Below are 15005 nucleotides of genomic sequence, written 5' to 3' on the forward strand. Positions count from 1 at the left end.
ACAGGGGAGGGGGCCCACGAGTGGGCCCACCCCCACCCGAAGGCGGGAAGTCAGGGTGGTGGTTACAGCGGGGTGGGCCCCCAACGGCGCGGCCACCACATCGGCCCCGGCTGCCACCAGCCGATCGGCGAAGAGGCCAGGAGCCAGCAACCAGCCGGCGACGGCCACCCGAGCGGCGCCCTCCCCCCGCAACCGGGCGACCTCCTCCGCAACGGCGGGCTCCGCGGTGGCGGCCCACGCCACCGGCACGGACCGCCGCAGGAGGCGACCGAGCCACCGTGCCATGGCGTGGGCCTCGGCGCGGGCGCCGGGGTCGGAGGATCCGGCGGCGGCGAGCAGCACGGCGTCGTCGTCCTGGACGCCGGCCTCGGCGAGCCGGTCGACGAGTGCGGGCAGCAGCGCGGGGTCGGCCCCCAGCGCGGGGGCGACGGTCACATCGCCGGCCCGCCCCGCGGCAGCGACCTGCGCGGGGATGTCGACCCGCACGTGGTAGCCGGAGGCGAGAAAGGCAGGCACGAGGGTGACGGGGCCCGGCAGCCGGGCGAGGGCTTCCGCGATGGTCGGCCCCCGTACGTCGGCGTAGGCGACGGCGACCGGCTGCCCGAGCCGGGCGGCGACCCCGTCGGCCAGTTCCCTGACGGTGCGGACGCCGGCGAGGTGCCGGGTGCCGTGGGCGACGAGCAGCACGGTCATATGTCGCCCTCGCAGACGGCAGCGGGGTCGAGGGCGATGCGGTAGCCACGTTTGGTGACGGTCTGTACGACCGAGGAGGCCCCCAGCGAGGTGCGCAGCCGGGCGACGGCGGCTTCGACGGCGTGCTCGTCGGTGCCGCCGCCGGGCAGGTACGGCAGCAGGTCGGCGCAGGACATCACCTGTCCGGGGTGGCGGGCGAGGGCGCGCAGTACGGCCATGGGCCCGGGGCTGACGGGCCGCAGTTCGCCGTCGAGCAGCGCGGCCCAGCCGCGTACTTCCAGCGTGTGCCCGGCGGCGGGCAGGGTGGGCGCGGAGGCGGGGAGCCGTTCGCCGAGCAGCCGGACGAGGGCGCCGACCCGGAAGCGGTCGGGCCAGTAGGCGGGGATGTCCCGTGCGAGCAGGGGCGCGGCGGTGACGGGGCCGACGCAGGCGACCTGGGTGCGGCCGCGCAGTGCCCGGGTCAGCTCTTCGGTGCGGCCGCCTTCCTCGGCGCGGGCGTACAGCCCGGCGGCGGCCAGCGCGCTGGTGAAGGTGACGGCGTCCACGCCGCCGCCCAGCACGGCGTCGATGAGCCGGTCGAGGGGGCCGGGGTCGAGGGGGCCCGTCCAGCGGTAGACGGGCACCGGTACGACCTCGGCACCGGCGCCGCGCAGCGCGTCGATGAAGTCGCGCAGCGGCTCGCCGTGCAGTTGGACGGCGACGCGCAGTCCGTCGAGGTCGTCGCGGGCCAGCAGCCGTTCGAGGACCTCGGTGGAGGATTCGGAGGCCGGGGACCAGGCTTCGCGCAGCCCTGCGGCGCGCAGCGCACCGCACGCCTTGGGGCCGCGGGCCAGCAGTTCGCTCCGGCCGAGGGCGCTGCGCAGGGCTTCGCCCTCGCCCCAGCCGTCGGCGGCCTCCATCCAGCCTCGGAAGCCGATGCCGGTGGTGGCGACGGCCACGTCGGGTGGGCGGGCCACCAGCTGTTTGGTGGCGTCGCGCAGCTCTTCGTCGTCGGCGAGCGGGACGATGCGCAGCGCGGGCGCGTGGACGACCTCGGCGCCGCGGCGTTCCAGCAGCGCGCCCAGTTCCTCGGCCCGGCGCGCGGCCGTGACCGCCACGGTGAACCCCGCCAGCGGGGGGACGGGTCCCGTGCGGTTCCGCGACGGGTCAGGTGCCGACACCGCGTCTCCTTCCAGTGCTCTCCCGGATGCTGCCTGGTGTTCATCCTCCCCCGACCAGCGTTTCCACCGTGTTTCGCCGGGTCGAGACCTCGATCACCGGGCCGGTCAGCCGCACGTCGTGGACGGGGAGCCGGACGTTTTCGGCGTCCAGGCAGCGGCCGGTGGCCAGCTCGAAGGTCTCCTTGCCGAGGGGGCCGGTGACGACGGGGACGCCGTCCCGGTCGCCGACGATGCCGTGGCAGATGACGGGTGCCCCGCTGAAGGGGTCGAGATTCCCGACGGCGTGCACCTCGCCGGTGTGCAGCCGGAACAGGGCGACGGCGCTGCCGTCGGGCAGCAGTGCGGCGCGGCCCTGTTCGACGGGGAGCGCGTCCAGCGGGCAGACGGCGGACCAGTCGGCCGTGGGGCTGGTGGTCATGGTGGTCGTGGTGTTCATGGTGCTGGTGGCGGTCATGGTGGTCACCTTTCTGCCGGCGGGGGCGGGGGTCTTCATCGGGCGCCCGCCCCGTCGGCGGCGGGCAGCTGCGGCATACCGAGGGACACCGGGCCCGGCACCGGTACCGGCTGTTCCCGCTCGACGGCGAAGGAGATCGCCGGGTCGGGGGTGTCGGGGGCGTTGACGAAGGAGGTGAAGCGGGCCAGTTTCGCCGGGTCCTCCAGGACGCCGCGCCACTCGTCGCGGTAGTCGGCGACGTGCCGTTCCATGGCGGCGTCGAGTTCGGCGCAGATGCCGAGCGAGTCGTCCATGACGACGGCCCGCAGGTGGTCGAGGCCGCCTTCGAGGGCTTCGAGCCAGGCGGCGGTGCGCTGCAGGCGGTCGGCGGTGCGCACGTAGAACATCAGGAAGCGGTCGATGGTGCGCACCAGCGTGTCGTGGTCGAGGTCGCAGGCGAGGAGTTCGGCGTGCCGGGGGGTGAAGCCGCCGTTGCCGCCGACGTACAGGTTCCAGCCCTGCTCGGTGGCGATGATGCCGAAGTCCTTGCTGCGGGCCTCCGCGCACTCGCGGGCGCAGCCGGAGACGCCCGCCTTGAGTTTGTGCGGGGCGCGCAGTCCGCGGTAGCGCAGTTCCAGTTCGATGGCGAGGCCGACGGAGTCCTGGACGCCGTAGCGGCACCAGGTGGAGCCGACGCAGGACTTCACCGTGCGGACGGCCTTGCCGTAGGCGTGCCCCGACTCGAAGCCCGCGTCGGTGAGCCGGCGCCAGATGGCGGGGAGCTGTTCGAGGCGGGCGCCGAGCAGGTCGATGCGCTGACCCCCGGTGATCTTGGTGTAGAGGCCGAAGTCGCGGGCGACCTCGCCCAGCACGATGAGGCGGGCCGGGGTGATCTCGCCGCCGGGGACGCGGGGCACGACGGAGTAGGTGCCGTTGCGCTGCATGTTGGCCAGGTGGCGGTCGTTGGTGTCCTGGAGGCTGCCGCGTTCGCCGTCGAGGATGTGGGTGGCGCTGTCGCGGGAGGCGAGGATCGCGGCGACGGCGGGTTTGCACACGTCGCAGCCGCGCCCGCGCCCGTGTTCGGCCACCAGCTGCGAGAAGGTGGTGATGCCGGTGGCCGCGACGATCTCGAACAGTTCGGCCCTGGAGTGGTCGAAGTGCTCGCACAGCGCCTTGGACTGCTCGACGCCGGCTGCTTCGAGGATGTGTTTGAGGGCGGGGACGCAGGAGCCGCAGCCGGTTCCGGCTTTGGTGCAGGACTTGAGCGCGGGCACGTCGGCGCAGCCTTGTTCGGTGACGGCCTCGGTCAACGCGCCCTTGGTGACGGCGTGGCAGCTGCAGATCTGCGCGCTGTCCGGCAGCCCGGCCACCCCTCCCCCGGCCCCCGCGCCGCCCGCGGACTCGGGGGCCAGCAGGGTGGCCGGGTCGGCGGGCAGTGCGCTGCCGACCAGCGGGCGCAGCAGCGGGTAGCCGGAGGTGTCGCCGACGAGGATGCCGCCGAGCAGCGTCCTGGCGTCGTCGGAGACGACGAGTTTGCCGTAGGTGGCGGCGACCGGGTCGTTGAGGACGACTTCCAGCGCGCCGGGCGTGGTGGCGTGCGCGTCGCCGAAGGAGGCCACGCCGACGCCGAGCAGTTTGAGCTGGGTGGCGGTGTCGGCGCCGGGGAAGCCGGCCTCGCCGCCCAGCAGCCGGTCGGCGACCGTCTCGGCCATGGCGTATCCGGGTGCGACCAGTCCGAGGGTCCGCCCCTCGATGCAGGCGACCTCGCCGACGGCCCAGACGCGGGGGTCGGTGACCGAGCGGCAGGTCTCGTCCACGACGACTCCGCCGCGCTCCCCCACCTCCAGTCCCGCGTCCCTGGCGAGTTCGTCGCGGGGGCGCACTCCGGCGGCGAAGACCACCAGGTCGGTCTCCAGGAAGGTGCCGTCGGTAAGCTCCACGCCACTGGCGGCGCCGGTCTCCGGGTCGGTGAGCACCTGCTGGGTGCCGGTGCCGGTGTGCACGGTCACGCCCAGCTCGCCCACCATGCGGCCGAGCAGCGCGCCGCCGCCCTCGTCGAGCTGGACGGCCATCAGGTGCGGGGCCATCTCCACCACATGGGTGGTCAGCCCCAGCAGCCGCAGCGCGTTGGCGGCCTCCAGTCCGAGCAGTCCGCCGCCGACGACGACACCGCGCCCGGTGGTGGACTTGTCGGCCGCGGCGCGGATGGCGGCGATGTCGTCCAGGGTGCGGTAGACGAGGCAGCCGGGTGCTGTGGCGCCGGGCAGCGGCGGGACGAACGGCCGGGAGCCGGTGGCCAGGACGAGTGCGTCGTAGGGCACCCGGTCGCCGGAGGCGGTGAGCACGGTGCGCCCGGCGCGGTCGAGTGCGCACGCCGGGTCGCCCAGCCGCAGTCCGACCCGCCCGGGGTCGTGCTCGGGCAGCCGCAGGGCGCTCTCGTCGGCACCGTCGAAGCAGGAGGAGAGGGCCACCCGGTCGTAGGCGGGGCGGGGTTCCTCCGCGAGCACGGTGATCTGCCACTGCCGGTCCGCGTCGCGGGAGTCGAGGGCTTCGACCAGCCGGTGGCCGACCATGCCGTGGCCGACGACGACGAGTCGGCGCAAGGCCGCGGACCCGGTTCCGGTTTCAGGGCGTGCGTGGGTCATGGGAGTCACCTCGGGGCGGTCGTGGCGGGAGTGTCACGGCTGGAGAGCGGGTCGGTCTCGGCGAGCCAGGCGGCGAGCTTCTCGACGGCGCCGCGGCAGCCGCCGCAGCCGGTGGTGGCGCGGGTGGCGTCGGCCAGTTCGCGGGCCGATCGGGCGCCGTCGTACCAGGCGGAGCGCAGGGCGCCCTTGGTGACGCTGTTGCAGCGGCACACCATCGCGTGGTCGGGCAGCGCCTCGCCGGTCTCGCCGCCCCCTTCGGGCGGCAGTGCCCGGCCGAGCATCAGGGCCAGCCGGTCGGAGGGGGCGGGGGCGCCCTTGTCGTAGAGCTGGACGAGTCCGGCGGCCGCGTCGGGCACCCCGAGCAGGATGGCGCCGGTGACCCGGTCGCCGTGCAGCACCAGCTTGGCGTAGCGCTCGCGGGTCGGGTCCTCCAGCCGCAAAACCTCGGGGCCGCCGTCGGCCGGGGCGTGCCCGGCCAGGCCGTCGTCCGTCACGAACGGGTCGCCCAGGCAGGCCAGTTCGATACCGGCCGCCTTGAGCCGGGTCACCCGCGGGGTGCCCAGGTAGCGGGCGTACGGGTCCTCGCCGGTGAGCCGCGCGGCCAGGACGCCCGCCTGTTCCCAGCCGGGCTGTATGAGCCCGGGTTCGGCGTCGGCGCAGTCGCCGAGGGCGTGGATGTCCGGGTCGGAGGTGGTGAGGGTGTCGTCGACGGCGATCCCGGCCGGGCCCACGTCGAGCCCGCACTCCTCGGCGAGGGCGGTGTCGGCCCGTGCGCCGGTGCACAGCAGCAGCCCGGCGGCGGGCAGTACGCTGCCGTCGTCCAGGTGCAGCCCCTTGCCCGGCTCCCAGCGCACCGCCGTGACGCCCAGCCGCTGTTCGACGCCGGTACGGTGCAGTGCGCGGCCCAGCACCCGCCCGGCGGGCGCGTCCAGTTGCCGGTCCATCACATGCGGCGCTGGGTGCACGACGGTCACGGCGACGCCGCGTGCCACCAGCGCGCGGGCCGCCTCCAGGCCGAGGACGCCGCCGCCGAGCACGGCGATGCGCGCGCCGACGGCCCGGGCCCGGTCGGCGAGGCGGCGCAGCCGGCGCGCGTCGGCGAGCGTACGCAGCGCGGTGACGCCCCGCGCCGACGCGCCGCTGTCGCCGTCCGCGCCGTCTTCCCGCAGGCCGGGCAGCGGGGGTACGGCGGTGCGGGCGCCGGTGGCCAGCACAAGCCTGTCGTAGGGGAGTTGCCGCCCGTCGGCGGTGGCGACGGTGCGGGCCGCGCGGTCGATGCCGACGACGGTGGTGCCGGTGGCGAGCGGGCTCGCGCCGCAGCGTTCCGGCGCCAGGTCGGCCTCGGTCAGCGAGCCGGACAGCAGCCCCGGGAGCAGTACCCGGTTGTAGCCGCCGACGGGTTCGGCGCCCAGTACGGTCATCCGCACCCGCCTGCTGGTCGGGTCGCGTCGCAGCGTCTCCTCGTGCAGCCGTGCGCCGACCATGCCGTTGCCGACGACCACGACGTTCAGCGCGCGGTTCACGCGGCCTCCTCCCGGCTCGCGGTGCCGCGCCCGTCGGCGCGCTCCAGCCGTACGGCGCTCAGCTTGAACTCCGGCATCCGGCTCACCGGGTCGAGCGCGGGGTTGGTCAGCGCGTTGGCGGCGCCGTCGCCCGGGAAGTGGAAGGGCAGGAAGACGGTGTCGGGGCGCAGGCTCGGTACGCAGCGGGTGCGGGCGAGGGTGGCCCCGCGCCGCGAGACGATCCGGGCGGTGTCCCCGTCGCCGAGCCCGGCGCGGCGGGCCGTGTCGGGGTGCACCTCGACGTACGGCTCGGGTGCGGCGGCCAGCAGTTCGGGCACCCGGCGGGTCTGCGCGCCGGACTGGTAGTGCTGCAACTGCCGCCCGGTGGTGGCGTACAGCGGGTACTCGGCGTCGGGCAGCTCGGCCGCATCCCGGTGCTCGACGGGCAGGAAGCGGGCGCGCCCGTCGGGGTGCGCGAACCGGTCGAGGAAGAGCCGCGGCGTGCCGCGGGTGCCCGCTTCGCTGTCCGCGCCCTCGGGTACGGGCCAGTAGACGGCCTCGCCCGCGTCCAGGTGTTCGGGGGCGGCGCCCGCGTAGTCGGCGGTGCCGCCCGCCGAGGCGCGGCGCAGTTCGTCGAAGACCGCACCCGGGTCGGCGGGGAACTCGTGCGCGGACCGGCCCAGCCGCAGGGCGAGGCCGCGCAGCACGTCCAGGTCGGTGCGTACGCCCGGCGGCGGGGTCCGGGCGGCGCGGCGGCGCAGGACGCGGCCCTCCAGGTTGGTCATGGTGCCGGACTCCTCGGCCCACATGGTCACCGGGAGGACGACATCGGCGAGTTCGGCGGTCTCCGAGCGGAAGAAGTCGGCGACGACCAGCAGTTCCAGGGCGTGCAGCCGCTGCACGGCGCGGCGCGCCCGCGGTGCCGAGACCGCCGGGTTGGAGCCCATCACCAGCAGTGCCGCGGGGCCTTCGGGGGTGCCGAGCGCGTCCAGCAGCTCCCAGGCGCTGCGTCCGGCGCCGGGCAGCGACTCGGGCGTGACGCCCCAGATCCGGGCGATGTGGGCACGGGCCGCCGGGTCCTCGATGTGCCGGTAGCCGGGCAGTTGGTCGGCCTTCTGGCCGTGTTCGCGACCGCCCTGCCCGTTGCCCTGGCCGGTCAGGCAGCCGTATCCGGAACCGGGGGTGCCGGGCAGACCGAGCGCGAGGGCCAGGTCGATCCAGGCGGAGACGGTGTCCACGCCCTTGCTGTGCTGTTCGGCGCCGCGCCCGGTGAGGATGTGGGCGCGGCGGGCGCGGGCCAGGGCGGCGGCGGCGCGGCGCAGTTCGGCGGCGGCCACCCCGGTCAGCCGCTCGGTACGCTCCGGCCACCAGCGCGCGGCGCACTGCCGTACGCCTTCCCAGCCCACCGTGCGCTCCCGTCGGTAGGCGGTGCGCTGCGGCGTGTCCAGATGGCCCTCCACCAGTGCGACGTGCAGCAGCCCCAGCGCCAGTGCCAGATCCGTCCCCGGCGCCGGCTGCAGATGGATGCCTCCGCCGTCCAGCGCGGCCTGCGCGGTGGCCGTGCGGCGCGGGTCGACGACGATCAGCCGCGCGGGGTCGAAGTGGCCCATCAGCGGTGGCATGGTCTCGGCCGGGTTGGCGCCGACGAGCACCACGGCCTCGGAGTCGTCCAGGTCGGTGACGGGGAAGGGCAGCCCCCGGTCGAGTCCGAACGCCCTGTTCCCGGCCGCCGCGGCCGACGACATGCAGAACCGGCCGTTGTAGTCGATCTGCGAGGTGCCGAGCGCGATCCGGGCGAACTTGCCGAGCGCGTACGCCTTCTCGTTCGTCAGCCCCCCGCTGCCGAAGACCGCCACGGCGTCCGCGCCCCGCGCCTGGCGCAGCGCGCCGAAGCGTTGGGCCACCAGGTCCAGGGCCTCGTCCCAGCCCGCCGCGCGGAGCGGTGCGCCCTTGGCGTCCCGTACGAGGGGGGTGGTGAGGCGCTCGGGCGAGTCCAGCAGCTGCGCGGAGGTCCAGCCCTTCTGGCAGAGGCCGCCCCGGTTGGTGGGGAACTCGCGCGGGGCGAGAGTCAGTCCGCCCGCCGCGGGGCCGGGTGCGGCCTGCGGGGTGAGGGTCATGGCGCACTGGAGGGCGCAGTACGGGCAGTGGGTGGCGGTGCCGGAGGCGGAGGCGGTCGCAGCCAGAAGGTCGGCGGCGGCCCGGGTCACGTCAGGCCCTCCGCTCGGCGACGGCCGGCTCGGGCTCGGGCTGCGGTCGGGGCTCCGGTCGGCGCGCTCCGGCCGTCCGGTCGGGGCGCTCCGCCGCGGGCCGCCGTACGTACCCGGCCCAGGTCACAGCCAGGCACAGCAGATAGAAGGCGAGGAAGCCGACGATGGCAGCACTCGCGCCGCCCGTGTGCCGGTACGACTCGCGGAAGGCGAGGTTGATCGCCACGCCGCCCAGCGCGCCCACCGCTCCGGAGACGGCGATGACGGCACCGGAGAGCCTGCGCCCCTGGTTGCGGGCCTCGGCCGGGTCGGCGCCCGCCTCCACGGCGCTCTCGGCCCGCGCCGCGTAGAGGGCGGGGATCATCTTGTACGTCGACCCGTTGCCCAGCCCGGTGACGACGAACACCACGACGAAGACGGCGACGAAGGCGGCGAACGACCCCGCTGCCGAGGCGGCCAGCACTCCCCCGGCGCCCACCGCCAGCGCGAGGAACGACCAGGCGGTCACCCGGGCCCCGCCGAACCTGTCGGCCATCCGGCCGCCCAGCGGCCGGGAGAGCGAGCCCAGCAGCGGTCCCAGGAAGGTGAGCGCCGCGGCCTGCGCCGGGCTCTTGCCGAACTCGTTCTGCAGCACCAGACCGAAGGCGAAGCCGAAGCCGATGAAGGAGCCGAACGTCCCGATGTACAGCAGCGAGATGGTCCAGCAGTGGCGGTCGCGCACGGCGCTGCGGTAGGCGCCGTAGTCGGTGCGGTTGGTGGCCAGGTTGTCCATCCGCCGGTGCGCCAGTCCGGCGGCCAGCAGCAGGGCCGGGACGAACAGCAGCGGCAGCAACTCCGGGTGCGCGGCCCCGGCGGTGGCCAGCACCGCCAGTCCGATCAGCTGCACCGTGGCGACCCCGAGGTTGCCGCCCCCGGCGTTCAGCCCGAGCGCCCAGCCCTTCTCCCGCTCGGGAAAGAAGCCGTTGATGTTGACCATGGACGAGGCGAAGTTGCCCCCTCCCAGCCCGGAGACCGCCGCGCACAGCAGCAGCGCCCACAGGGGCGTCTCCGGCCGCCGCATCAAGACGGCCGCCAGCACCACCGGTACCAGCAGCGCCAGCGCGGACATCGTCGTCCAGGTGCGCCCTCCGAACCGGGTGACGGCGAAGCCGTACGGCAGCCGGAGTACGGCGCCCACCAGGGAGACCAGCGAGACCAGCAGGAACTTCTGGTCCGGGGTGAGGGTGAAGCCCGCCTCGGGCGTCATGAACAGCACCAGCACCGACCACAGGCTCCACACCGCGAACCCGATGTGCTCGGCGAACACGGACAGCCACAGATTCCGCCGCGCCGTACGCCGCCCCTCGTTTGCCCAGAAGCCCGGGTCCTCGGGCTCCCATCGGGTGATCCACCGTGCGCTCACGTCGCCTCCTGTCCGCTGGAAGGAAGACCGACGCTAGGAGCCCGCTGTTACCGCCTCCGTGTCCGCGCGTAACGCGCAGGAAAGGGAGTGCTCACTGCGGCGCGGAGTCCGATGTGAGAACCGCGGCCCGCGCCCGCAGCGCGGTGAGCCCGGCAGCGACCACCGGCTGCCCGGCGCTGCCGCGCCGCACTGCGGTCAGCACCCGCCGGGCCGGTGGTGTGCCGCCGCGCAGCGGAACCCGGGCGACATCCGGGAGGCCGGCGACCGAAACCAGCCTGGGCACCAGACACACACCGAGCCCGTGCCCGATCATCTCCAGCACCACGGGCCACTCGTCCGAGTGGTGCACCCGGCGCGGTGAGAACCCCGCCGCCCCGCACAGGGTCTGGATCAGCCGGTCCTGGTCGTGGTGGGGCATGATCCAGTCGTCCTCGGCGGCAGCCGCCAGGTCGACCGGTCCCGAACCGGCCAGCGGATGACCGCTCGGCACCACCAGATCCAGGAAGTCGTCCATCAGCGGACGCTGCTCGAAGCGCGGATCGTCGGCGGTCGGGCTGTCGGGGTGCGGGGTGAGCACGGCGATGTCCGCCTGGTCGGCCAGCAGCCGCTGATAGCTGAGCCGGGTGTCCGACTCGTGGATGCGGGCGTGGACGGGCGGGTCGGCGTCCCGCAGCTCGCGGGTCGTCGGCACCAGCAGGGAGGCCATGGCGGTGGCGAACCCCTCCAGACGGAGCGTGCGGTCGCTGCCGCCCCCTTGTGCGGCCAGCTCGCCCCGCGCCCTCTCCCACTGGGTGTGCAGCACGTCCGCGTGGCGCAGCAGCACCCGTCCTGCGGGGGTGAAACGCAGGATGCGCCCCTCCTGCCGCAGCAGTTCGGCGTCCACCTGCTGGGCCAGCTGACGCAGCTGCTGGGAGACGGCCGACGGGGACAGATGCAGCGCCCGGGCGGTGGCCGCCACGGTGCCCTCGGAGTGCAGTACGCGCAGGGTGTGCAGGAGCCGCAGATCAATCATGCGGCCATTCAAAACGATGGTGTGCACAAAGATGCGATGGACGTGCATGTTCGCCACAGCTGACGCTGTCCGTATGGGCAAACTCCGTGACGTCGGCGGCGGCCGGTGCGCCACCTGTGGCTGGCCGCTGCACGACCCGTACGAGATCGTCTCCCGCCACCCCGTCGCCGCGGGCACCGTCGTCTACGCGCGCTGCGCCTGCGGCACCCTCCGCGTCTGGCTCCAGCAGCACCGGGGCGGCGACCGGCTGGTCGTCGGCGCCGGCAGCACCGCACAGGACACGGCGGCCCCAGCGGAGGAGCCAGGTGGCCGCGTCGGCTGAACCCGCGCCCGGACCCGTCCCGGGTGTGGTGCCCGCGCCGCTGCTGGTCCTCGGCGCCGTCGTCAGCGTCCAGACCGGGCAGGCCCTCGGCAAGGGCCTGTTCGACGCCGTGGGCGGCCCGCTCGGCGCGGTGGCGCTGCGCCTGGGGCTGGCCGCGCTCCTCCTGCTGGCGCTCTGGCGCCCCCGTCTGCCCACCGACCGCCGCTCCCTGCTGCTCGTCCTCGCCCTGGGCACGGCCATCGCCGGGATGAACCTCTCCTATCTGGCCATGGACCATCTGCAGTTCGGCGTCGCCATGACGATCCAGCTCTCCGGCCCGCTCGCCGTCGCCCTGCTGACCTCCCGCCGCTGGTCCAACGCCGCGTGGGGCCTGCTGGCGGCGGCCGGAACGGCCCTGTTCGCCCTCCCGGGGACGGGAGGGCAGCCGCTCTCCCCGGTGGGCACGGCCTGGGCGGTGGCCTCCGCGATCTCCATGGGCGCGTACCTGCTGCTGAGCAAGCGCACCAGCACCACGCTGAGCGGCAGCGGCCCGCTGGCCCTCGCCGTGTGCTGGGCCGCCGTGCTGACGCTGCCGTTCGGGCTGGCGCAGGCCGGGACCCGGCTCGCCGAGCCCCCCACCCTGCTGGCGGGACTGGGCGTGGCGCTCCTGTCGGCCGCGGCCCCCTACTCCCTCGAACTGGCGGCGCTGCGCCGCCTCCCCGCCCGCGTCGTGGGCGTGCTCCAGTCCCTGGAACCGGTCGCCGCCGGCTGCGCGGGGCTCGTCCTGCTCGGCGAACACCTCACCACGCTCCAGTGGCTGGCCATCTGCTGCATCGCCCTCGCCTCGACCGGAGCGGTCCTCGGGCACTGGGCCGGTGGGCGGAACCCGAGGTTGAGCGAACCATGCCGTAGCACCCCGCCATAATGGATGAGGATCTTTTCGCGCGTACGCTCCCGGTGTCGCTGAGGAAGAGAGCTACCGAGCCGCTGCTCAGCGCCACCAGCAGCGCACTAACCGGTTGTGGTCAGTCGTGCGCGACAAAGTTTTACGGACCTGAATACGAGGGCGATCAGCAGTCATCGTCGACGCGTCCCAACGGCACGTCGGCCGAGCCGCCGTTGTTTGTACGACGCTCGGGCAGATCCAGCATCCCGATCTTCGCCAGATGTGACGTCGATGTGTCCGTGTAACCAGCCGCTGACACGCTGCGGAATCTGGCCGCCCAGCCGAGCCGATCGAGCAGGTTTCCGGGACGGCGGCGCGTTCACGCTCCCGCGACGCCGGAGCCCGAGTGGATGCCTGTCAAGCGTTGCTCAGTGCCTCCTGCAAGTCGGATGTGAACGACTGCCATGACGCAAGCTGTTTGACAGGTCCTTCTCGATCCAGCATCTGTAGGAGTCGTGCGCGATTCTCCGAGAAGCGCGCCTGGAGCTTCTTCAGACTGCGGCCCTTCTCTTCGCTGGCAACGGCGAGCGCTTGCTTCAGCAGAGCCTTGGGGTCCGCCACCGATTCGACCCGAGCCGCTTTCGGCAAGTTGAGTACCACTTTGCCGTTGGGATTCCCCGCCACCTCACGGATCGCGGCGTGATCGAGCACGAGCCACGCTTCCAGCATCCGCACAGGGATCACCGGTACGTGTGCCAGATGCGGGCTCACCTGGGCCACCGCTTCCGCGATCTCTCTGCGGCGGTGATCCGCAGGGTGGCCGTCCGCATCGCGGTGGATGACGACGAGGTCGTAAGCGTGCCCGCCATCGCTGAGACGCTGTGCGGCTCGTAGCTTGTCCTTGACCGAGTGACCGGGTTTGCTGGGCAGGCGGTTGAGGTCGGGAACCGTCACGAGAACCTCCCTGCCCGTCTCCGCGGCGATCGCCTCGATGTGGAACCGCAGGCCCGTGTCACTGGATCCCTCGCAAAGGTAGAGGGCGCGAACGGTCACGAGTCGCTCCCCTCGAGGGTCAGCCGGGCCTGTGGCGGAGTCGTGAGGTACGCCAGGATGTCGGCCTTGGTGCCATACCCCTTCTCGGCACCTCCGGCGCGCCAAGTGTCGGCCAGCGGGCGCAGCCGCAGACTGCGTGCCGTCCTGCCGCCTGCCTCGGGGACGGTCGAGGTGTCGGCGATCAGCAGATCCGCCGCGCCGACCAGCTCCACGACCCCCGGCGAGTGGGTGTTGATGAGAACCTGCCGGAACGGGTTGTCCTCCTCGTCGACCTGCTCGGTGGCGTCCACCGCCAGGTCACGCACCAGGCTCACCATGGCGAAGAGGTTGGCCGGGTGAATGCCGTTCTCCGGTTCCTCCATGCACATCAGACCGCCTGACTTCGGGTCCTCCAGGAGGACGCACAGGGCCAGGAAGCGCAAGGTTCCCTCGGACAAGCTGCGGGCGGGCAGCACCATGCCGTCGATCTCGTGAAGCTTGATGGTCAGCAACTGGCGCGTGTCGTCGGCATCCACGTCCAGCGTGCGGACATGCAGACCCGACAGGTCCGAGAGACGCCCCGCCACTCGCGAGTAGACCCGAGCGGGGTCGTCCGGCGACTTCCCGCGGGCGATCCGGTCCAGGCACCGCGGCAGATGACGGCCGTCGGGCTGCATCTCGTCGGGATCCGTGAAGCGGTCGGCGGTGCGCAGCGCGGAGGGTTCAAGCGCCAGCCGCCGCCAGGACTGCATCTCGCGCCGCGCCGCCAGGATCGTCGGATCGTCATTCTCGTTGATCGTGGACAGCATGGTCCGCGGGGCCCGGCTCGCGGGTGCGGGACGCGGCTGACCTCTGCGGCCCCCGTCGGCATGGATACGGACGACGGCATCACCCGTGTCGAACGTCGTGGAGATGTAGGGAGCGGTTGACCGGCGCCCGCGGACCACGGCATTTCGGAAGCCTTTGACGCTGTGCGAGAACCGTAGATGTGATCCGGCGTCGCGCGGTCTGATCTGGCTCAGGTTCTCGGACCGCAATGTCAGCCTGCCACCCCGCTCCCCACCGCGCGGCGGCTGGTACCCGAGCCGGAGCTCGTAGCGGAGGAACGTGGACGTCGGCTCGGCCAGTCGGCCGAAGTCGTCCTCCACCTCACTTGGGACGATCATCTCCGCGGCGAACGTCATCATGTGCTCGCCTGCCGCGTAACCGTTCCAGAACAGGTCGCGCGCATCGCCGTGCAGCTCGCCGTGGGTTCCGCGGACTGCCTGGGCAGCCTCGATCATTGAGTGGTCGGCGAGCAGACTCAGGAACTGGATCGCGTCGAAGACGTTCGACTTTCCGGTGCCGTTCTCTCCCGCGATGCAGGTGAACGGGCCGAACTCGACCCTCAGATCCAGAAGGTTCTTGAAGCCACTGACTTCAAGGCGTGTCAGCATGTGTCCCCCTTGATCATCCGGCCCCGGCGTCACCCTGGCGCAGCGGTGCCGACTGTGTTCGGGCCGGTACGCACAGGAATCATAGGGCTCAAGCCGTGACGGTCGTGCGCGTCGGCCGACGATGGTCAGCGATCCGGGCTGTCGGACCCGAGAGCTGGCAGGATGTATCCGACGGAACAGTGGATCGTGAATGTTGATGATGTACAGAGGAGAGGTCGCCGCTGTGCCTCCGACCGGTGGAGCTGATGCAGGGACGTCCTCGCTGGACAGGGCCGGGCTCATCTCTCACCTGCGCA

12 protein-coding genes are annotated in these 15005 nt (G+C 73.3%); 2 read left to right on the top strand and 10 right to left on the bottom strand.

Features of this window, described 5'->3' with window-relative positions:
• The 8 genes from JW613_RS32915 to JW613_RS32950 all read right to left on the bottom strand — a co-directional run.
• Positions 1 to 693 (bottom strand): sirohydrochlorin chelatase (locus JW613_RS32915; RefSeq protein ID WP_209214530.1); only part of this gene is annotated, 693 nt, incomplete at its 3' end.
• A complete protein-coding gene (locus tag JW613_RS32920; RefSeq protein ID WP_209214531.1) occupies positions 690 to 1853 on the bottom strand; it encodes a uroporphyrinogen-III synthase in 1164 nt (387 codons plus the stop codon). The genes JW613_RS32915 and JW613_RS32920, both read right to left, overlap by 4 nt.
• Positions 1854 to 1893: 40 nt before the next feature.
• Positions 1894 to 2307 (bottom strand): nitrite reductase small subunit NirD, encoded by a 414-nt coding sequence (gene nirD, locus JW613_RS32925; RefSeq protein WP_245226710.1) that lies wholly within the window; start codon positions 2305 to 2307, stop codon positions 1894 to 1896.
• 35 nt (positions 2308 to 2342) lie between these two features.
• Positions 2343 to 4931 carry a nitrite reductase large subunit NirB gene (gene nirB, locus JW613_RS32930; protein ID WP_209214532.1) on the bottom strand — a complete coding sequence of 863 codons (2589 nt, stop codon included), beginning with the start codon at positions 4929 to 4931 and terminating at the stop codon, positions 2343 to 2345.
• A gap of 5 nt (positions 4932 to 4936) precedes the next feature.
• Positions 4937 to 6454: an FAD-dependent oxidoreductase gene (locus JW613_RS32935; protein WP_307866134.1), complete on the bottom strand. Its 1518-nt coding sequence runs from the start codon at positions 6452 to 6454 to the stop codon at positions 4937 to 4939.
• Positions 6451 to 8550 carry a molybdopterin oxidoreductase family protein gene (locus JW613_RS32940; protein WP_209214566.1) on the bottom strand — a complete coding sequence of 700 codons (2100 nt, stop codon included), beginning with the start codon at positions 8548 to 8550 and terminating at the stop codon, positions 6451 to 6453. The genes JW613_RS32935 and JW613_RS32940 overlap by 4 nt, the downstream gene beginning before the upstream one ends.
• Positions 8551 to 8641: 91 nt before the next feature.
• Positions 8642 to 10042, bottom strand: a complete 1401-nt coding sequence (locus JW613_RS32945; protein ID WP_209214533.1) for a nitrate/nitrite transporter — start codon at positions 10040 to 10042, stop codon at positions 8642 to 8644.
• Between the two features lie 91 nt (positions 10043 to 10133).
• On the bottom strand, positions 10134 to 11054 hold the full coding sequence (locus tag JW613_RS32950; protein ID WP_209214534.1) for a LysR family transcriptional regulator: 921 nt from the start codon (positions 11052 to 11054) through the stop codon (positions 10134 to 10136).
• 73 nt (positions 11055 to 11127) lie between these two features.
• Between JW613_RS32950 and JW613_RS32955 the strand changes: the two genes are divergently transcribed.
• Positions 11128 to 11376 (top strand): hypothetical protein, encoded by a 249-nt coding sequence (locus tag JW613_RS32955; protein WP_209214535.1) that lies wholly within the window; start codon positions 11128 to 11130, stop codon positions 11374 to 11376.
• Positions 11360 to 12280, top strand: coding sequence for an EamA family transporter (locus JW613_RS32960; RefSeq protein WP_209214536.1), 921 nt, complete (start codon positions 11360 to 11362; stop codon positions 12278 to 12280). The genes JW613_RS32955 and JW613_RS32960 overlap by 17 nt, the downstream gene beginning before the upstream one ends.
• 378 nt (positions 12281 to 12658) lie before the next feature.
• Here the strand turns inward: JW613_RS32960 and JW613_RS32965 are convergent, their stop codons facing one another.
• Both JW613_RS32965 and JW613_RS32970 read right to left on the bottom strand, forming a co-directional pair.
• Entirely contained in the window at positions 12659 to 13294 is a 636-nt protein-coding gene (locus JW613_RS32965; protein WP_209214537.1) for a hypothetical protein, read from the bottom strand.
• Entirely contained in the window at positions 13291 to 14991 is a 1701-nt protein-coding gene (locus tag JW613_RS32970; protein WP_245226712.1) for an AAA family ATPase, read from the bottom strand. Before JW613_RS32970 ends, JW613_RS32965 begins: the two co-directional genes overlap by 4 nt.
• Between the last annotated feature and the right edge of the window lie 14 nt (positions 14992 to 15005).

It is taken from the genome of Streptomyces smyrnaeus, from assembly GCF_017676345.1.
Lineage (GTDB): Bacteria > Actinomycetota > Actinomycetes > Streptomycetales > Streptomycetaceae > Streptomyces > Streptomyces smyrnaeus.